Annotated in this window: 13 protein-coding genes; 2 read left to right on the top strand and 11 right to left on the bottom strand. The window is 72.2% G+C overall.

The features are described 5' to 3' along the window. Positions 1–501: 501 nt before the first annotated feature. The 9 genes from ACGFY9_RS27870 to ACGFY9_RS27910 all read right to left on the bottom strand — a co-directional run bounded on the left by ACGFY9_RS27870 (position 502) and on the right by ACGFY9_RS27910 (position 13,935). The gene (locus ACGFY9_RS27870; protein ID WP_393758552.1) at positions 502–4,728 is read right to left on the bottom strand and encodes a carboxypeptidase regulatory-like domain-containing protein; all 4,227 of its coding nucleotides are present in this window, start codon (positions 4,726–4,728) and stop codon (positions 502–504) included. A 68-nt stretch (positions 4,729–4,796) separates the two neighbouring features. Beyond that, positions 4,797–5,003 carry a hypothetical protein gene (locus ACGFY9_RS27875; RefSeq protein WP_393758554.1) on the bottom strand — a complete coding sequence of 69 codons (207 nt, stop codon included), beginning with the start codon at positions 5,001–5,003 and terminating at the stop codon, positions 4,797–4,799. A gap of 108 nt (positions 5,004–5,111) precedes the next feature. Next, the gene (locus ACGFY9_RS27880) at positions 5,112–8,108 is read right to left on the bottom strand and encodes a helix-turn-helix transcriptional regulator (RefSeq protein WP_393758556.1); all 2,997 of its coding nucleotides are present in this window, start codon (positions 8,106–8,108) and stop codon (positions 5,112–5,114) included. A gap of 227 nt (positions 8,109–8,335) precedes the next feature. Further along, positions 8,336–9,148 (bottom strand): phosphatase PAP2 family protein, encoded by an 813-nt coding sequence (locus ACGFY9_RS27885; RefSeq protein WP_393758558.1) that lies wholly within the window; start codon positions 9,146–9,148, stop codon positions 8,336–8,338. Next, positions 9,149–10,102 (bottom strand): YihY/virulence factor BrkB family protein, encoded by a 954-nt coding sequence (locus tag ACGFY9_RS27890; RefSeq protein ID WP_393758560.1) that lies wholly within the window; start codon positions 10,100–10,102, stop codon positions 9,149–9,151. After that, positions 10,103–11,848, bottom strand: coding sequence for a diacylglycerol kinase family protein (locus ACGFY9_RS27895; RefSeq protein ID WP_393758562.1), 1,746 nt, complete (start codon positions 11,846–11,848; stop codon positions 10,103–10,105). 444 nt (positions 11,849–12,292) lie between these two features. Next, complete coding sequence (locus ACGFY9_RS27900; protein ID WP_393759049.1) at positions 12,293–12,721, bottom strand: ATP-binding protein; 429 nt, start codon at positions 12,719–12,721, stop codon at positions 12,293–12,295. 78 nt (positions 12,722–12,799) lie between these two features. After that, the gene (locus ACGFY9_RS27905) at positions 12,800–12,946 is read right to left on the bottom strand and encodes a hypothetical protein (RefSeq protein ID WP_393758564.1); all 147 of its coding nucleotides are present in this window, start codon (positions 12,944–12,946) and stop codon (positions 12,800–12,802) included. A 152-nt stretch (positions 12,947–13,098) separates the two neighbouring features. Further along, entirely contained in the window at positions 13,099–13,935 is an 837-nt protein-coding gene (locus ACGFY9_RS27910) for a helix-turn-helix domain-containing protein (protein WP_393758566.1), read from the bottom strand. 112 nt (positions 13,936–14,047) lie between these two features. On the opposite strand from ACGFY9_RS27910, the gene ACGFY9_RS27915 reads away from it, so the two are divergent. Continuing rightward, positions 14,048–14,641: an NADPH-dependent FMN reductase gene (locus ACGFY9_RS27915; protein WP_393758568.1), complete on the top strand. Its 594-nt coding sequence runs from the start codon at positions 14,048–14,050 to the stop codon at positions 14,639–14,641. Here the strand turns inward: ACGFY9_RS27915 and ACGFY9_RS27920 are convergent. Beyond that, on the bottom strand, positions 14,629–16,956 hold the full coding sequence (locus tag ACGFY9_RS27920) for an FUSC family protein (RefSeq protein ID WP_393758570.1): 2,328 nt from the start codon (positions 16,954–16,956) through the stop codon (positions 14,629–14,631). The two genes, ACGFY9_RS27915 and ACGFY9_RS27920, sit on opposite strands and share 13 nt — an antisense overlap. Positions 16,957–17,210: 254 nt before the next feature. Further along, the gene (locus ACGFY9_RS27925; RefSeq protein WP_393758572.1) at positions 17,211–17,405 is read right to left on the bottom strand and encodes a hypothetical protein; all 195 of its coding nucleotides are present in this window, start codon (positions 17,403–17,405) and stop codon (positions 17,211–17,213) included. A 166-nt stretch (positions 17,406–17,571) separates the two neighbouring features. On the opposite strand from ACGFY9_RS27925, the gene ACGFY9_RS27930 reads away from it, so the two are divergent. Beyond that, on the top strand, positions 17,572–18,534 hold the full coding sequence (locus tag ACGFY9_RS27930) for an NAD(P)H-dependent flavin oxidoreductase (protein ID WP_393758574.1): 963 nt from the start codon (positions 17,572–17,574) through the stop codon (positions 18,532–18,534). Positions 18,535–18,548 lie beyond the last annotated feature (14 nt).

Raw genomic sequence — 18,548 nt, forward strand, 5'->3', positions numbered from 1 at the left:
GGCGAACAGCATCAAACAGACTCAGGCAAAGCCGAACAGTAAAGGGGCGCGGGCCCAACCACAATGGGTCGGAAGAACACAGCCGAGAGGTCGGGTCCCGGGCTCACGTCCGCCACGCACAACAGGCGCGAGCAGAACCTGCTGAGCCGCCCGCGTAACCGCCCTGCGCGAAGGGCACTTGGCGTCGCTCGGCGCGGCTTCCCTCAGCTCGGCGACCGCGACAAAATCCGGCCCGGACAGACATCGACGCGCGGTCCCGCCCTGCCGCAGCGGCCTGGGCGATCACCTTCGGGAACTCCGGACCGGCGGTGGACTGCCCCTGCTCCAGCCGCGCGCAGTACGACTGGCCCACCCCGGCGAGCACTGCCAGTTCCTCGCGGCGCGGACCGGCCACACCCACCGAGGGACATCCGTCCCGGGGTGTGCACAGGGAGAAGGCGAAGCCGCGCCCGCCCGGACAGAGCGTCTGGGTGGGCGCGACGTGAACGGGTGGCGGTGGGATCAGGTCGCGGTCAGCGACAGGTCGGCCGTCGTGGCGCGGCCCGGCAGCAGGGTCACCTCCTTGGATGCCGGGCGGTGGCCGGCAGCGGAGGCCGTGATCCGCAGCGGGCTCGGGCGGGCGTCGAGCCAGAGGTCGTAGTGGCCGTCGGAGTCCGTGCGAACGGTGTGTACGAGCTGGCCGCAGCCGGTCGTCCCGGCGTGCGCCACCGGGCACATCAGGACGGTGGCTCCGGCGAGCGGTGCTCCCGTGTGTTCGTCGGTGACCGTTCCGGAGAGGTGCCCCCAGGTCCGCGGGATCGTGACCTTGAGACCGACCGCGACCGACGCTCCGGTGTAGGGGGCGTCTGTGGTGTAGGTGAGCCGCGCTGTGTAGGTGCCGGCCGTGGCCACGGCGGAGGCGTCAGCGCGGACGGTGACCGTGGTGGACCGGCCGGGGGCGAGATCGAACGAGGTCTTGTCCGCCGACAGCCAGGTGACGTCGTCGCCGTCGCACTGGTCGTGCCCGGGCAGCACCTCGGCCGAGGAGGCGGTGTCCAGGGCCGCGGTCATGCCCCCGATGCGGTAGATCCCGCAGCCGCCGCCGGCCCGGAGGACGGCGGAGCCTGTGTTGGGCAGGCTGGACCAGGAGTTGGACACCGGGTCGTATTCGACGACGGTGTTGACCGCGGCCGTTCCGACGACGCCGCCGACGACCTGGAGTCTGCCGTCGTTCCCGCTGGCGGTCGCGCCCCAGCTCGCGTCGGGCATGTCGGCCGCACGGGTCCAGGTGTCGGCGGAGGGGCTGTAGCGGTAGGTCTGTCCCGTGCGGGGGGCGACCCCTCCGCCGACGACCGTGATGCCGCCGGCGCACACCAGTTCACCGGTGATGCCGGCGCAGGCCCCGCGTTCCATGGTGAACGGGTAGTCGGCGCGGCGGGTCCAGGTGTCGGTGGCCGGGGTGTAGCGGTAGACGGTGCTGACACTGTCTCCGCAGCCGGATCCGGTGCAGCCTCCGATGACGTAGAGGCTGCCGTCGAGGGTGGTCACGTTCGGCATGCCGATCGCCTGGGGCAGATCGGCGAGGCGGGTCCAGGTGTCGGTGGTGGGGTGGTAGGCGTAGAGCGTGGCGCGGGCGCCGTCCGCGGTCCAGCCGCCGACGACGTACATGGTCCCGTCGACGAATGCCCCGCCGGGTGATTCCAGGGCCTCGGGGAGGTCGGCGATGGGTGTCCAGGCGTCGGTGGACGGGTCGTGCACATAGCCGCGGTCGAGGTACTCCCCGCCGAAGAGTCCGGAGATTCCGGCGACGGAGTAGACCTTGCCCTGGTAGGTGCCCACGGCGTTGTCCATGACGGGCTCGGGGTAGTCGGCGATGCCGGTCCAGGGACCCGTAGCTGATGGGGCGTTCGTCGTGCTCTTCGTGGCCGCGGGGAGGGAACTCATCGGTCCGGGCGAGTAGTTGCCCTTCACGCGCAGCGTCGGGGCGCCTGCCGAGGAGTCCGTCGTGTACGTGGAGGTGCCGTCCGGTGAGGTGTAACCGGTGCTCTGCTCACCGAGGTCGACGTGCAGCGGCGCCTGCCCCTTGTTGGTGAAGGTGACCTTCTTGCTCCCTGACCCGCCCAGCGTCTCGCTGACGGACAGACCGGCCGAACTCACCACCAGGCGGCCCGCCTTGAGCGTGCGGTCGAACCGGTTGACCTTGTCCGGGCGCGTGGTGAGGGTGCCGGTCGAGGTGGTGTAGCGGGCGGCGGACGTCCGGTACGTGTGCCGTCCGACGGGGGCGCTGAACAGCCAGTAGTAGCCGTCGGCCAAGGCCGGGTCGTCGGGGGTCGCCACGGTGGTCGCCGTGGCGTAGCCGTCGGCGGTGTCGGTGACGGTGGCGGGCGTGATGGCGTCGCCCGTGTTGCCGTCGACGACCTTTCCGGCGACGATGCCTCCGCTCACCGCTGCGCAGGAGCCGACGGTGACGGTGTCGAGCTGCCAGATCGAGAGGCCGCTGCCGGAGTAGTGGAAGCGCACCTTGACGTGCTTCGCGTTTGCCGCCCGGGTCAGGGGAACCTCGACGTGGCCCAGGTACTCGGCCGTGTCCCGGTGCCACACCGTGGTCCACGTCGCGCCCGAGTCGAGGCTGAGGTCGACGTCGGCCACCGAGTCCTTGCTGGGGGCGTAGAGGGCGTCGAAGCCGAGGACGGGTGCGTTCTGGCCTGCCAGGCTGAAGGTGGGCGACACGAGTTCGGTGTCCTCGTGGACACCGCCCCGCCCCCAGGGGTCGGCGGCGGCCCAATTGCCGGTACCGCCCGTGTAGTTGGCCAGGAAGCTGTCGGCGAAGTCCCAGGTCGCGCCGTTCGTCCCGTGATCGACGACCGTCCAGCCGTGCTCCGGCGTGGTGCCCGTCCAGCCTCCGAAGTCGGCCGCGCCCGGGTACGCGTGGCCGGGCGCGACGCAGGCCGTCAGGTCCACGTCCGGGGCCACGTCGGCACGGACGTCGGCGGTGCCCACCGGGACACTCAGGTCCGTGCTCCGATAGCCGGGGTAGACCGGGGCCACATGGACGGCGTAGGTGGCCTGCTCCGGAAGGTCCACGCTGTACCTGCCGGTGTAGGGATCGGTGTAGAGCGCTCCGTTCGGATAGCCGTCGATGGTGATCTTCGAGTACAGGGGCCAGCCGTGCCCGCTGCCGTCCTTCACCGTGCCGGACACCATACGGGTGGGCAATTTCACCAGGGTCAGGTCCGCGGTGGTGCTCCGGTCCTCGGCGACGCCCACTCCGGAGCGGGTGTTCTCCCGGTAGCCGAAGTCGGTGACGGTGATCCGGTAGTCGCCCACCGCGACGGGAAGGCTGTACGCGCCGTCGGCGTCGGTGGTGACACGGTACTCCCGGCCGCCCGTCACCTCTTCGGAGACGGCCAGCGCCGCACCGGCCAGCGGGGCGCCGGACACGCTGTCGGCTATTCGTCCGGACAGCGTTCCATGGACGCCGAAAGCCAGCGCGGACACCCCGACCGGGGTACCGAGACCGGTCGGTCCGTCCCAGCCGGGGCCGGCGGTGCACACCACCGTGCCGCAGTCGTCGTCGGCCCCTTCGGTGACATCGCTCAGCCCGGAGGCGTTGATGTACGGATAGGTCACCGGGTAGGTGCCCTCGACGGGGGTGCCCGCCAGCGCGTACATCGCCGTGATCAGCGGCGCGGAGAGACTGGTGCCACCGACCTGCAGCCAGCCGTCCCTGCCCACCGTGTCGTACACGGCGAGGCCGGTCGTGGGGTCGGCGACCGCGGCGACGTCAGCCGTCGCGCGGGTGTCGCAGCCGGTGGCGAGCCCCCGTTGGTAGGTGGGCTGGGCCTCGTACAGCGAGCAGCCCGACCCGCCGGAGGTCCAGGCGGACTCCGTCCAGCCGCGTTCGGTGTCCGCGGTGCGGGTCAGCCGGGTGCCGCCGGCGGCCACCACGTCGGGGTTGGTGGCGGGCCAGTTCTGGACGTGGCCGGTGTCGCCGGTGGACGCGACCACGGCCACCCCGGGGTGGTCGTAGTGGTGGTCGTACGCGGTCTCGGAGGCGCTCTCGCCGGGCAGGCCGTAGGAATTGGAGACGTACTTGGCGCCCAGGCGTACGGCGGTATCGACCGCGGTGCCCAGGTCATCGAGGCCTGCCGAATCCCCCTGCACGAGAAGGATGTCGCACGCCGGGCAGGCGGAGGAGACGGCGTCGAGGTCGAGCGCGGTCTCCAGTGCCCAGCCCTCGTTGTCGGCGGGGTAGTCCGTGCCACCGCTCTGATCGACCTTGCGGAAGCAGGAGTTGGCGGTGGTGCACTCGGGCAGCCCGTAGTACGCGCGGTACGCGGCCAGGTCGGCCTCGGCGTGGGAGTCGCCGTACGCGTCGACGATCGCGACCGTCCTGCCCTCGCCTCCGGCGGGAAGGCTGTAGGCCGCCTGGATGTCGGCCGGTCCCAGCGCCGCGGACGGGGGCGCGCTCACCTGCGGCCGGACGATGTGGTCGGAGCCGGTGCGCACGTCGGCGAAGCACTGGGCCACGCCGTCCTTGAGGCTCGGGTTGTTGCAGCCGGCCGGGACGTAGTTCTGCGGGACGTTGTCCTGCGGCACGGCGTTGAGCAGGTCGGAGGACTTGGCGGAGTCGGCGTCGGACGAGGAGGCCGAGGAACTGGAGGTGGCCGCGGCGGCGGCCGGCTGTATCGCGGCGAGAACTCCGGCGCCGAGACAGCCTGCTAGGAGGAGGGAGAGGGGAGCGCGCACGCGCGCACGTCTTGAGGACAGCAAGGGGGCACCCTTTTCGTCGCGTTCAGGACCCGGTCGGGCCAGGATCAGAGGGGTTCGTAACCGCTGTACGAGTCGTCCACGCAGGCGGGGTCCGCCGTCGTGTCGGTGGCGGGTACGCCCGGTGCGGCGGGCGTCGGTTCGGGGTGTCGCTCTCCGGTGGGCGGCACGTCGGTGTACCGCGCTCCGGTGGCGGGGTTGTCCGTACGGGCGCTCGGTGCGCCGGACTTCGGATCGGGGGGTGTACTGCTCATCCGATGGATGACGCCCTTCCGGTCACGCCCAGGTGCAGGCCGGTTCGGGGATCGTGCGCGCACCGAGTATCGATGGCCGCCGTGCGTCCTCGCGATGGGGCGGATGACCTAAAGATCGGAGCGCGGGCCGGTGACGTGGCCTTCCGGCGGGGTGATTCCGGCCTGGGTCAGGGTGACCGCGAGTGCGGTGCGCGAGGTCACTCCGTATTTGCGCATCGCGGAGTTGAGTTGCGCGGCAACGGTCTTCGGGGATCGGGAGAGTGCTCGTGCGATGGCCGGGTTGGTCAGACCGGTGAGCATCAGCCGGGCCACTTCCAGCTCGCGCGGGGACAGTTGGTCGCCGTAGCCGCGCCGGCCGCCACGCCACACCTGTCGTACCGGCGCCCCGGCCGCACGGAGTGCGCGGTGTACCCGGTCGGCGTCCGTCCGGGCTCCCAGAGCCGTGAATCCGGCCTGCGCGTGGGCGAGTTCGGTCAGTCCGGTGTCCCGGTCCCCCGCTGCCAGCAGGCAGCAGGCCCGGCGTTCGGCCGCCAGCAGTGCCTCATACGGCCGGGGCAGGCGCTGCCAGGCGGTGACGGCCCGGCCGAAGGCGGCGGCTGCCTCGACGCTGCGGCCCTCTCCTTGTGCCAGCATTCCGCGGCACGTCTCCAGGGCCGCGTCCGCTGCCGGCAGATTCTTGCCGACGAGCCCTTCGGCCAGGTCGACGACGAACCGCCGTGCCTGGTCCGGCCGTTGGACCGCGAGAAGCGCGCCGGTGCGCACCGGTGCGAACTCGGTGGCCCACAGCCAGATGTTCTTGCGTGCCACTACGCCGGCCGGTCCCTCGGTCAGCTCCAGCGCTTCGGCGGGCGACCCCTCGGCGAGCCGGATCCGCGCCAGGGCGGCCGCGGGCTCCAGCGGCAGATCCACGATGCCGCGTCGCAGCCCCGCGTCGAGCACCTGGCGCAGCCTCTCCTCGACGGTCCCGATCCCGCCCTCGGTCACCGGCGCGGGGCCAGGATCCGCTCCGCCGGCGCCGACCGCCCGGTCCAGCAGAGCCGTGACCAGCAGGGCGTCCAGCTGAAGCAGGGGTTCCTCGTCCACCCGTGCCAGGTCGGCGGCTCGCTCGGCCAGTCCGTCCCAGGCGCCGGTGAACCAGTCCAGGTGCACCAGCGTCACCAGGATCATGTCGTGGAGCCGCTGGTACCGGTGTTCCTCGGCCCTGGCCAGCGCGGTCGTCAGCAGCTGTCTGGCCTCGTCGTAGCGCCCCCAACGCATCGCCCCGTTACCGAGGTTGAGTCCGCTGCGGGCCAGCTGCATCATGCCTTCCGAGGTCGCCGCGGTGTCGGGGAGTTCCGCGGCCACGTCCCAGCCTGCCTCGTCGCCCATGTCCAGCAGGGCGGTCGCCCGGTCCACGACCAGAGCCAGCCGCTGGTCCGCCGTCATCGGAAGGCGGGCGGCGCCGGCCGCCCGGTCGAGCCAACGGCGGTGCTCCCCGGCGGACATCAGGGTGCTCGGCGGGCTGCCGAGGGTGTTCATCGCCCAGGCGGCCTGGAACGGTTCGCCGGCCAGATCCGGTAGTGCCCTCTCCAGTTCCGCCGCACCGGCCGCGTACTCGCCCGCGTGCAGCAGCATCCGTCCCAGCTGGGTGCGGACGGCCGCGCGGTCGTGCGGGGCGAGCGCCTCCGTGTCCAGCACTCTGCGCAGCGCGCGGGTCAGATCGCCTCGGCCCACGAGCCCGTTGAAGGCCAGGACCGGCATCTTCTGTGCCCACCGGGCCACCGAGGCGGCGGGCGGATCGCTCTCGGTGAGCAGCTCGTGGAGCAGTCCGACGGCGGTGCGGTGGTCCCCGGAGGCCAGGGCGAGGTCCGCGGTCCGTTCGGCGTACTGACGCCACCGCCCGGTGTCGCCCGCTTCCCGGTAGTGGTGGGCCAGGCGGGCCACCGGCTGCGGTGTCACGGCCCGCAGTGCGCGGCCCGCCTCTCGGTGCAGGGCTCGGCGGTCGGGCGCGGGCGTCATGTCGTAGACCGCACGGGCGGCCAGCGCGTGCCGGAAGGTGACCCGGCCGGCACGGTCCTCGCCGAGCAGTCCGCTGCGGACGGCGGCGTCCACGGCCTGGCCGACAACGTTGTTCGGGAGTCCGCTCACCGTCGCGAGGACGGCCGGGCCGACCGGTTCGGCGAGGACGGAGGCGGCCTGCAGCACGCGTTGTGCGACCGGTGTGAGGCGGGCGACGCGCTCGGCGACCGCGTCCCGGATGGTGGGCGGCACAGCGATGTCGGCCAGCGTTCTGCGCACCCACTCGCCGTCGCGCCGGACCAGGTCGGCCCGGTCGCGCAGCAGCCGGACGGACTCCTCGATCGCCAGCGGCACACCGTCGGTCCGCTCCTGGAGGAACGACGCGAATGCCTCGGAGACGTGTTCCCCGTCCAGCATCGACGACATCAACTCGGCGGTCTGCGGCACGTCCAGCGCGCCGAGACGGATCCGTACGTACCCGGTGCCGGCCGGGGCCCGGGAGGTCAGCCGCATCAGCGCGGACTCCGGTGCCACGTCCTCGGGACGGTAGGTCAGCACGAGGCTCATCCGGCGGGACCGGCGGGAGGCGAGGAACAGCAGGAAGTCCAGGGTGGCCTCGTCGGCCCAGTGGACGTCCTCCAGGACCAGCACGCCGACGTCCATGGCCTCCAGCAGTTCGGCCAGTGCGCGGAAGAGCCGGTGGCGGGCGGCGCCTGCGTCCGACAGCGTCTCGGGGGCCGGCGGCAGGTCCTGCGTCCACTCGGGGAACAGTGGCCGCAGCACCCCGGCGAGGGGGGTGAGGGCAAGCTCCGCAACGTCGGGCCGGGCATCACGGGCGGCATCGACGATCGGGCCCAGAGTGAGGGCCTCCCGGAACGGGGGGCACAGGCCGGCCAGCGGCCGTAGGGCGGCGGTACCGGGCTCGTCCAGCACCTCCTGGACGAGACGGCTCTTGCCGATTCCGGCCTCACCCTCGACGAGGACCGCGGCCGGAGGCCGGGCCAAGGCGTCTGTCAGCCGGCGCAGTTCGGCCGCTCGGCCGACGAAACGCGGAGCGCTGACGCCGGGCAGCGCACGCGGGAGGCCGTCCTCCGCGGAGCGCTCCATCCGACCGCCTTCCCCACCCCGCCCAGGGTCTGCGCGCCCCGGGCGCCGGCTGCCCGTGCGGGCCTCGACATCGCAGCATGCCACGAACGCCGCACTGACCGCGCCTGGGTGGGCCAACTTCTGCCGTTCCATACGGTTCTGAGACAGCGTCAGTTTCTGACTACTCGTCAAATGCATGCCGGTGCGCGGAACTCGTCCACTAGCCAGGGATCTCGCGGGCTCGGTCGTCAGTCTCCGGATCCGCCGTGATGTTTCCGGACGGAGTGGCCGGGTTCGGGGTGGGCGCCGGTGAGTTCGGGCTCCAGGCCCTCGCTCAAGCCGGCGGGTCGACGGCCGGCGTCGGTGCGCCAGGCCTCGAATGCCCAGGTGGTGAGGGCCACGACGGCGAGGCCCAGGAGCCAGCCGCCCACGACGTCGCTGAACCAGTGGACGCCGAGTGCGATCCGGGTGAAGCCGACGCCGAGTACGGACACCACCGCGGCGCTCCAGCACAGTGCCCGCAGAGCGCGGGGCACCATGGGCAGCAGCACCAGCAGCAGGATGGCGAAGGAGGTGGTCGCGGTCATCGCGTGTCCCGAGGGGAAGGAGAATCCCGGCGCGTGCGCGACCGGGTCCTCCAGGGACGGTCGGGCCCGCTCGACCACCGTTTTGACGAGCAGCCCGATCAAGCCGCCGGCCGTGGCCGTCACTGCGGACCAGGCGGCGAGTCGCCACGCCCGGCGGTACAGCAGCCACACGGTCAGCAGCGCGACGACCGTCCGCAGGGTGAACGGGTCCCATACCCGGTCGGACAGGAAGCGCAGGACGTCCGTCCACGCCGGATGCTCAAGGGCGGTCTCGTTCAACCGCCGTGCCGTGCCCGCGTCGAGACTCCGCAGCGGCTGCCAGCGGCCCTCGACCAGAACGAGCAGCAGGCCGAACGGGACGGCGGCCACGGCGGCGACAGCGACCGAACCAAGGAGATGGATGCCGAATCTCCGGTCGGCCGCCCGGCGACGACGGAGGTCACGAAGACGCTGGGCCGTGGCGCGGACCACCATTCAGACTCCCGGGTCGGCTGTGATCGGACCGGGCCGCAGCGCCCGCGCTGCCTCCAGCTGTGCGGCGAAGGACAGGCCCAGAAAGAGGGCGATGGAGGTCAGGTAGGCCCAGAGCAGCAGGGACATGAAGGCGCTGAGCGGGCCGTAGACCGTGTCGAAGGATCCGCTGACGTCCAGGTACAGGCTCAGCAGCCAGGTCAGGGCCGTCCACAGGACGAGGTAGACGGCGGCGCCGAAGGCCAGCCACGTGTAGCCGGGCTGGCGACGGCGGGGAGAGCGACGGAAGATCGCGCTGGCCGAGAGAAGGGCGAGCAGGAAGCCGAAGGGCCAGCGCAGGATCTCGCAGGCGGTCCTGGCATCGCCGTCGAGGTGGTACACCGTCGCCGCCGCGGCGGCCAGGTCGCCGCCGGCCACCATCACGACGAACCCGAGTCCGAGCGGGATCCCGGCGCTCAGCGACATCACGAGCCCACGCAGGTACTTCTGGTGGAAGGGGCGGTCGCGTTCGTTGCCGTAGATCCGGTTGGCGCCGCGTTCGATCTGGCACATCGCGGTGGTGACGTTGACCAGGGAGAAGAGCAGGCCGAACCAGAGGGCGATCTCGTCGCCGTCGCCCGCGCTGTGGCGGCTGCGGTCCAGCGCGTCGTCGACGACGTCGGCGCTGGGACCCTGCGCGATCCGGTGGATGGTCAGTTCGGCGAGTCGTCCGATGTTCTCCGTGTGCAGCGCCGTGGAGAGCCCGACGAAGGCGATGGCCAGCGGGATCACCGCCAGCACCGTCTGCAGGGCGAGCGCGCGGGAATGGCTGAAGCCGTCGGCGTAGCGGAACCGGATGAAGGAGTCGCGCAGCAGCGGCCAGCGGCCGTAGCGGCGCAGCGACGCCAGGGCCTCGTCGGCCGAGAGGTCGTCGCCGGTCATGTCGCGGGTCTCGGGGACCTTGGTGGCGGTGCCCATTCACTTCTCCCGGGCGGGCAGCAGCACGGTCAGCGCGCCGGGGCGGACCTCGGCGGTGAGACGCCGGCCGTGGGACACCGGGTCGCCGTCGAGTTCCCGCGACTGCGGTACGGCGAAGGTGAGTTCGGCCCGCCGGAAGGTGCGGAACTCCACCGGTACGCGCTTCGTGCCGGTGCCGGGGACGAGTGTCTCCACGGTCGTGGGCCGCGCGTTCCGCCTGCGTCCGCGGATCAGGATGCCCAGGGCGCGCATCCAGCCGCCGGGGCCGCGCGGGTCCAGGATCAGCAGATCGAGCAGCCCGTCGTCGGGGCGGGCAGCCGGGAGGAGCGTCAAACCGCCTTGTACGGTGCCGACGTTGGCGAGGAGCACCATGCGGGCCGTGCGGTGCAGGACGGGCCCGTCGTCGAGCCGGACCGTCAGCCGCATGCGGGGTGTGCGCAGGGTGCCGACGGTGGCGAGCACGTAGGCGAGCCAGCCGACGGCTGACTTGGCGCGCTCGCCGGTGTGTTCCAGCATCGCGGCGTCGAGCCCGGCCCCGGACATCGCGGCGAAGTGGGTGGTGGCGAGGCCGTCGCCCTCGATGCGGCCGAGGTCGATGCGGTGCGGGGTGCCGGACAGGGCGGTGTCGAGCGCGGTGGTGGGGGTGAGCGGCAGGCCGAGGTTGCGGGCCAGCAGGTTGCCGGTGCCGCAGGGCACCACGACGAGGGGTACGCCGCTGCCGGCCAGGGCGTCGGCGGCCGCCCTGATAGTTCCGTCGCCGCCGCAGACCACGACCAGGTCCGCTCCGTCACGGACCGCGCCGGACGCCTGGCCGGTGCCGGGGTCGTCGGCGGTGGTCTCGATGAACTCCGGTGCGCGGTGGCCGTGTTGTTCCAGGATCCACCGCAGCTTCTCGCGGTCCGCCGCGTCGGTCACCGTGGGGTTGAAGATCACGGCGGTGCTGCCGGGTTCGCGCTCCCCGGCCCGCGCGGTCGTGTTGGCGTGCCCGGTCCGCCGCGCGGGAACGGCGGTCACGGAACCGTCGGTGAACACGGCGCGGCGGACGATCAGCAGGGACAGGGTGCCGTTGGCCATTCCGCCGATCACGTCCGTGGGGTGGTGCATGCCCCGGTAGAGGCGGGAGACGCCGACGGCCAGCGGCACGAGGAACAGCAGCCCGGCCAGCGGCCACCGCCACGGCCTGCGCACCCGGGACAGCACGAGCACCGCGAGTCCGGCGTAGAGCGCGGTGGCCGCGCCGGTGTGGCCGGAGGTGTAACTGGACGTGGGCGGGGAGGCGTCGAGGCGGTGCACCTGTGGGCGGGTCCGGTCCACCGACTCGGTGATGGCCAGGAACACCAGTGCCTGGAGCGAGACGGCGACGGCGAGGAAGGCCGCCTGACGCCACATCGGGAGCCGGGGTACGAGCAGCAGCGCCACGCAGCTCACCAGGGTGACGGCGATCACCGTGAGGGTGTTGCCCGCCTCCGAGCCGAGGTACGACAGGGTGGTGAGCGGGCCCGTACGGATCCGCTCAAACCCCTCGTCGACATGGTCCTCGACCGTCAGCGGCCACACGTTCCGGGCCGGGCCCGTGATCAGGAGCCCGAAGCCCACGATCAGGGCGGCCTGACAGACGGTCAGTACGCCAATGCGCGCCGCCGTGCTGCCGGTACCGCGGGGTAGAACAGGCGACCGGCCCCGCCGGACTGCCTCCGGTTGGTCCCCGGTCGCTCCTGCTGCTCTTCCCGGCACGGCGGTCGACATCGGAGCTCCCACGGGTCGGCGCCTCGCGGCGGTCCACGGCCGGGTGGCGTTCGCACCCGATGCATCGCCGTCTGCCCCCGAAGCCGAGGCGCAGACACCCCTTCACGTGGGAATCCACGAGCCCACGCCCCTGGCACGCGTGGAAGGTGATCCTCCGGGACAGCGGTAGCGCCCGGGCCGACGACGGCCCGCACCACGACGACCGTCTCGGACCCGCCCCAGGAAGGGGGGACAACCCGTATCCGCGGGTTGACGGAGTTGGATGTTCACGAAGGTGCGATGAACGCGCGCTTCCGGCCCGGTACCCAGCGCGGGTGCGGGCAACTGCTCGGAGGCGAGTGCCGGGGCCGGGGCACGTCGTACGTCCGGCGCACCGGTGAGGCCGTACCGGTTCTTCGCGAACTCCTCGCGCTTTTCGGGCCGTTGGCGTCGACGTGCGTCGGTTCAACGGTCCCGCGACGGCGCCGAAGGACCGGGCACATGGAAACAGGCGCTGACCGACTTGCCGTGGGGGCAGGAGTGCGACTCCCAGGTGTCGGCCACCGCGTCCACGAGGAGCATTCCGCGTCCGCCGAGGCGCTCCGTGCTCGCCTCGCGCGGAGTGGGCAGGTCGCTGGACTTGTCGTGGACGGAGACGTGCAGGCAGTGGTCGTCGCACGTCATCACCAACTGGGCGCTGCTGTGGGCGTGCCGGTGCGCGTTGGTGACCAGTTCGGAGACGGTGAGCAGTACGGCGTCCACCGTTTCCGGGGCGGTGGCGGTCCAGTCGAGCGCCTCCAGATGCTTGCGCGCCCAGTCCCGGGCCGATTTCACCTCGCTGTCCAACGGCAGGGTGCGGGCCCAGCCCACTGCCCGGAGCGACGAACCTTCCACAGCGATCAATCCTCCCTCGGTAGCGTGTGCCGCCCGACTGGCTCGCCCGTGAAGTCCGTCGGCGTGGAGCGGGTGTGCTCAGCGGCGGCCACGAAGTTTGGCCAGCAGGCGCTGGGCCTGGGCCCGGCGGCGCGGGTCGGCGGCGGCTCGGCGTACTTGGTCCGCCGTGCGTCGCCCCTGGGGGCTCCTGGCGAATCGCTTGATGCGCTCCATTACGCCCGGCATGACGCTCCCCTCCTCTGGTCCGACGAGCATCGAACCGTTCACTGTCCCGGCTACCCCCGCCGAGTCGGATCAGCCATGTCACCTGGTACGGGGCGCGCTACTGCCCAGCGACGAAGCGGCACCACAGCGCCGTCCACCGGAGTCCGGGGGTGTCAGGAGATGGCCCGGAGCCGACCGTGCGACCGGCGGCGGAGTTCGTCGAGGGCCTGTGCCGTGCTGTCGTCCGCGGGCAGCAGGACGACCAACTGCTGGGCGTCCGCGGGGAGTTCGAGCGTCTCGCGGAGCAGGTGGAGTGCGCACCCGGACGGGTGGGCGAGGCGGAGGGTCCCGCGTCGGGGAACCACATGCCGGTTCAGGCGGCGCGTGAAGTCGGGGCCGGCGAGGGACGCGAGTTCCGTGGTGAACCATTCGGAGTTCCCCGCGGTCGGTCCGAGCCACAGGTCGAAAGCCTGCTCGTCCGCGACGTCGTCCCAGTCCGTGAAGAACGTCCGTGCGCGGGGGTCGGTGAAGACGTAGTGCGTGAGGTTCGGTGTGTCGGTGTCGAGCAGTCCGGTGCCGCGTACCAGCGACTCGTAGCCGCTGGTGTGGGCGAGGACGTCCCCAAGTCGGTTGGTGACCAGGGCGGTTGCGGGTTCGAGGAGGCGGAGCGTGCGCAGGATGGATGGACGGACCTCGCGGGGCGGCGGCCCGGGTCGCGTGTGGGCGGAGCATGCGCCGCCGGTGATCTTCGTGAGGTAGCGCAGATGGTCGCGCTCCGACGCGTCGAGGCCGAGCGCGTCGGCGAGCGAGCGCACCACCGCCACCGAGGGATTGCGGTCACGGCCCTGCTCGATGCGCGTCAGGTACTCGACGCTGATGCCGGCCAGCGCGGCGAGATCCGAGCGCCGCAGCCCCGGTGACCGGCGGCGCCCGCGATCGGGCAACCCCAGCGACTGGGGCTGAATGCTGTCGCGCTTGGTCCGGATGAAATCCCCCAACGGCGAACCCATGGCGTGAGTTTACGGCGCTGCCCACTCGTCGCGGAGTGCTCGGAGTGGCCCTGCGGGGGCCAGCCTGAGCACGGTCTGGCTGGGAGCGCGGCGCCGTCCGATCGTGGCGGACATGGAGAACAAACCCAAGCTGGTGATCATCGTCGGAAGTGTGCGTGAAGGACGGTTCGGCCCGGTCGTTGCCTCGTGGGTGGCCCAACAGGCCGCTCTGCACGGTGTCTTCGAGGTGGACGTCGTCGATCTGGCCGAGTTCGACGTCCCGTTGGCGCTGCCCGCGGCATCACCGAAGCACGCCGGCACCAACTACCCTCGCCCGGACGGGATGACGGCGCTGACGTCGGCTCTGACGGACGCCGACGCGTTCGTCGTGGTCACGCCGGAGTACAACCACAGCTATCCGGCGTCGTTGAAGGCGGCCATCGACTGGCACTTCACCCAGTGGGCGGCCAAGTCGGTCGCCTTCGTCAGCTATGGCGGTGCCGCCGGTGGCCGGCACGCGGTGCTGCACCTGGAGAACGTGCTGACCGAACTGCACGCGGTGACGGTTCGCGACGGTCTCGCCTTCCCGAACTACTTCACCTTGTGGCAGGACGGCCGTCCGCTCGATCCCGGGTCCGCCGCTTACGCCCGGATCGTGCTCGACCAGCTGGCCTGGTGGGCGATCGCACTCCGGTCGGCGCGCGAGGCCGTTCCCTACTCGGGGTGAGGTGGATCGGCCCTCGCCTCACGTGCCGGATCGCTCGGCTTGGCCGCGGCCGCCAGGCTGGGCTGGAGGCGGCGGGCCGCGTTGAGGTGGTCGGCGGTCCAGATGATGCGGACCGCTGTCGCCGTGGCGTGCCCGTCGTCGCCGCGCAGATCGCGGCGCAGGGAGTGGACCAGGCGTGCCTCCTCGTCGGGGTCGCGGGACAGCGGAGCGGGCACCGCGGTGTGCCGGCCGAGTCCCGCGGCCAGGTCCCGGTACCAGTCGGCGAGTCGGCCGACCGTGTCGAGCAGCGTGAGCCGGGCCTCGGAGCGATCGGGTTCGATCCGTTCCTCACCGCCGTTGCGCTGCCACAGTTCCAGTACCGCGTCCGAGGCGAGGCGCAGTCCCACGACCCCGGTGACCAAGGTGGTCATGTCGGACAGGCGTACCGGCTTGGCGCCGCGTTCGGCGAGGTAGCTGCGGAAGGCGTCGTCGAGCCGGCGGGCCGCGGCGGCCGCCTGCCGGCCCGCCTCCACCGGGGCGTCGGTCGGATTGCAGCCGATACTGCACCGGCTCGCCGCGTACTCCACCGTGTCAGCCAGATAGCGGGCGCTTTCGGTGTACGCCGCCGACAGCGCACGGTCGACGGCGGCCGCGGCGCCCCGCGGCCAGAAGAACAGGCCCACCAGGACACTCACCCCGCAGCCGAGGGCGATGTCCTCGATCCGCAGCAGCACGATGTGCCAGTCGGGGTCCTGGCCGATGTTGAACAGGATGACGAGGGTGACGGTGAAGGCCGCCTGACCCGCCGCGAACGAGATGGCGGCGGGGGCGATGCCGGCGACGAGTACGGCGACGGGGAGCAGGAACCAGAGCACGGTGCTGTGGTGCCCGATGAGCTGGAGCAGTCCGGTCCCGATGAGCGAACCGACGAGCGTGCCGCCCAGGGCACGGAGCGCGTTCTGCCCGGTGTTGAGCGCGTTGGAACGCAGCACCGACAGGGTTCCCAGCAGCACCCAGAACGAGTGCTGGACACCCGTCGCGTTCGCCAGGGCCACGGCGATGCCGAGGCCGAGCGCCCCCCGGAGGCTGTTGTGCAGCCAGACCGAGCGCGGTTCCAGGTGTGCGGCGGCGCGCTCGACGGCGGAGGCCAGCGGCTGGGTCAGTGCGCCGGGTTCCGTGCCCAGCAGCCGCTCGGGCCAGCTGCGGCGCTCGGCGGCCGCGGCCAGGTCCACGTTGCCGGCGATCTGGAGGGTGGCGAACCCCAGTTCCTGGGCGCGGAAGGACAGGTCGAGGGTGGCGATGAAGGCACGGACCTCCGACTCCGTGCCGGGTTTCGGCCGGTGCACGGGCAGGCGGTGGGTGGCGCGGGCTTCCATGCCGTCCATGGCCGTGCGCAGGTTCGCCAGGGCGGCGCGGAGGCCATCGGGCGCGTTGCGCGGGGCGTCGAGGATGTCGGCGGCCTCGTCCAGGGCCGTGGCCGCCGCACGGCGTACGGCGTGGGCGTCGGTGTCGCAGGCCCGGGGGTCCTCCGACGGGGGGCCGCTGTCGGCCACGATGGCGCTCAGCCAGGTCAGTTCGTCGACCAGCCGGACCAGTGCGCGGGAGCCGGCGGACAGGCCGGTGGGCCGGTAGAGCGTGGCGTCGAAGGCGGTGCGCAGGTCCGCCGCCGCCGCTGCGGCCTGCCCGGCGGTGGCCTCGCACTGCCGGACGGTGGGCGCGTCCGGGCCACCGGCCAGCCAGGAGGCGTCGGTACGCAGTTGCGCCGCGGCCGCGCGGCAGACCCGGGCGGCGGGTGCGCTGAGCGGGTCCGCGGCTGGCCGGGGCCACAGCAAGGAGATCGCGAGCATGGCGGCCGCCGCCGCGAGGCCCGCTCCGGCGAGCCGGTCGGGGAGCTGTGACAGCGGGGCGGGCGAGGTCACCGGGAGGATGAAGGCCAGCAGCAGTGCGGTCGTCGCCCCCGCGAGGACGGAACTGACCACGCCGGAGAAGAGGATGAGGAAGCCCACCACGACCATGGCGGCGATCGCGAGCCAGGTCGTGCGGGCCACCAGTGTGCCGAGGCAGATGAGGACCGCCCAGGCCACGGCCAGCCCCACGTGGGCGCGCAGGCGCTCCACCATGGGGCCGGTGAACTCCACCAGCAGAAGCATCGAGAACGACCCGAACGCCGCGTAGGTCGCCATCGTCGCGGAGTCCAGCACCTGACTGCACAGGGCGAACAGGGCGGGCATCACCAGCGCGGTGCGCGCGGCCCGCCGGGTCGCCACGAGTCCCGGATCGTGGTCGCGCAACCAAGTGGGGGTCCGCCCGCCCAGGACGCGCCGAGGTTTCTCCATGCGCCCGCGCACCTCCTGTCGGCACGACACCCACGTGCCCCGCCGATCACGAGTATCCGGCATGCACGGCGGATGGGTCACGGTTCGATGACGACGGCCCGCGCGGTGTGGCCCGCGTGACGGCCTGGGGCGTGGGGGTGGTGGGATGGCGGTCGGGCCCGCCCCGACGGGTCAGCCTCTAGGACCTTCCCTCCACGACGAACGTGAGGTGCGAAGCCGAGTCCCTCGCTGGAGGAACAGAAGAAATCACCGGGTCACCCGCAGACGACCGCCACGGCCGCCGGAGCACACCGGCTCTCCTCGGTCGACGCACTCCCCACCGGCTCCTTCGGGGCCAGGGTGAGGTTTCCGACCAGCCCCGCGATCAACACGCCTACGCTGTGGGCCAGTTGCGGGGCCTCGGTCTCGTCCCACCAGCTCACCCAGTACGCCTCGATCGTTGTCCGCAACCCCAACTAGCGCCTATCGGCCACCACTTGCGCCCGTTCGGATCGACGCCGAGGGCCAGCAACTCGCGCACGGTGTCGGCGTGCCCCCAACACGCGGCCGCACGGCGGAGCCACTCGTGTCCGCGGCGCTTCACCTCGTACCGCGGCACGGGTGATGATGGCGGCCATGACACTGTCGACGGCGTTCACGAAGTTGTTCGGTGTGCACCACCCGATCGCGTCGGCGCCAATGGGTGGATCGGCCGGTGGTGCGCTGACCGCGGCCGTCTCCCGCGGTGGCGGGCTGGGGCTGCTGGGCAGCGCCAACGGTGAACGCGACTGGCTGGCCCGCGAGTTGGCCATCGTCGACGAGCACACCACGAAGCCGTGGGGCATCGGCTTCCTCACCTGGCAGATCGATGTCGGCGCGGTCGAGCACGCGTTGGAACACAACCCCGCTGCGGTGATGCTGTCGTTCGGGGATCCGAGCCCGTTCGCCGAACGCGTCCGCCGGGCCGGTACGGCATTGATCATCCAGGTCACCGATCTGGAGGAAGCGAGGCGCGCGGTCGACCTGGGCGCCGACGTCATCGTGGCGCAGGGATCCGAGAGCGGCGGGCACGGAGCCCGGCACGGCCGTTCCACGCTGCCGTTCGTGCCGGTCGTCGTGGATCTGGCGGCTCCGGTACCCGTGCTCGCGGCCGGCGGGATCGCCGACGGCCGCGGGGTGGCCGCCGCGCTCGCCCTCGGGGCCGCCGGGGCGCTCATCGGCACCCGCTTCCAGGCCACGGCCGAAGCCCTGATCACCCCCGCGACCGCCGCGGCCATCGTCCAGGGGCACGGCGAGGACACCGAACGGAACCGCGTCCTCGACATCGCCCGGGGTTCCAGCTGGCCGTCGAAATACACCGCCCGCACGCTCGGCCATCCCTTCCTCGACGCGTGGCGCGGCCGGGAGACCGAACTCGCCGACGACCCCCACGCCAGACAGGACTACCAACTCGCCCTGTCCCGGGGCGACATACCCGCGCTGCCCATCTGGGCCGGGGAGGCAGTCGACCTCATCGACGACCTGCCGTCCGCCGCCGACCTCCTCAACACCCTTGCCACGCAGGCCGAGGACGCGCTCGCCCGCGCGGGCAGGGGTTGAGGGGCGAAGGGCGA

Source organism: Streptomyces sp. NPDC048504 (assembly GCF_043200035.1).
GTDB lineage: Bacteria > Actinomycetota > Actinomycetes > Streptomycetales > Streptomycetaceae > Streptomyces.

Excerpts from the sequence above, each read along its gene's own strand:
- ACGFY9_RS27905 (WP_393758564.1), bottom strand. The coding sequence starts at position 12,946 with ATGCCGGGCGTAATGGAGCGCATCAAGCGATTCGCCAGGAGCCCCCAG.
- ACGFY9_RS27910 (WP_393758566.1), bottom strand. The coding sequence starts at position 13,935 with ATGGGTTCGCCGTTGGGGGATTTCATCCGGACCAAGCGCGACAGCATT.
- ACGFY9_RS27930 (WP_393758574.1), top strand. The coding sequence starts at position 17,572 with ATGACACTGTCGACGGCGTTCACGAAGTTGTTCGGTGTGCACCACCCG.
- ACGFY9_RS27885 (WP_393758558.1), bottom strand. The coding sequence starts at position 9,148 with ATGGTGGTCCGCGCCACGGCCCAGCGTCTTCGTGACCTCCGTCGTCGC.
- ACGFY9_RS27875 (WP_393758554.1), bottom strand. The coding sequence starts at position 5,003 with ATGAGCAGTACACCCCCCGATCCGAAGTCCGGCGCACCGAGCGCCCGT.
- ACGFY9_RS27880 (WP_393758556.1), bottom strand. The coding sequence starts at position 8,108 with ATGGAGCGCTCCGCGGAGGACGGCCTCCCGCGTGCGCTGCCCGGCGTC.
- ACGFY9_RS27890 (WP_393758560.1), bottom strand. The coding sequence starts at position 10,102 with ATGGGCACCGCCACCAAGGTCCCCGAGACCCGCGACATGACCGGCGAC.
- ACGFY9_RS27920 (WP_393758570.1), bottom strand. The coding sequence starts at position 16,956 with ATGGAGAAACCTCGGCGCGTCCTGGGCGGGCGGACCCCCACTTGGTTG.
- ACGFY9_RS27915 (WP_393758568.1), top strand. The coding sequence starts at position 14,048 with ATGGAGAACAAACCCAAGCTGGTGATCATCGTCGGAAGTGTGCGTGAA.
- ACGFY9_RS27895 (WP_393758562.1), bottom strand. The coding sequence starts at position 11,848 with ATGTCGACCGCCGTGCCGGGAAGAGCAGCAGGAGCGACCGGGGACCAA.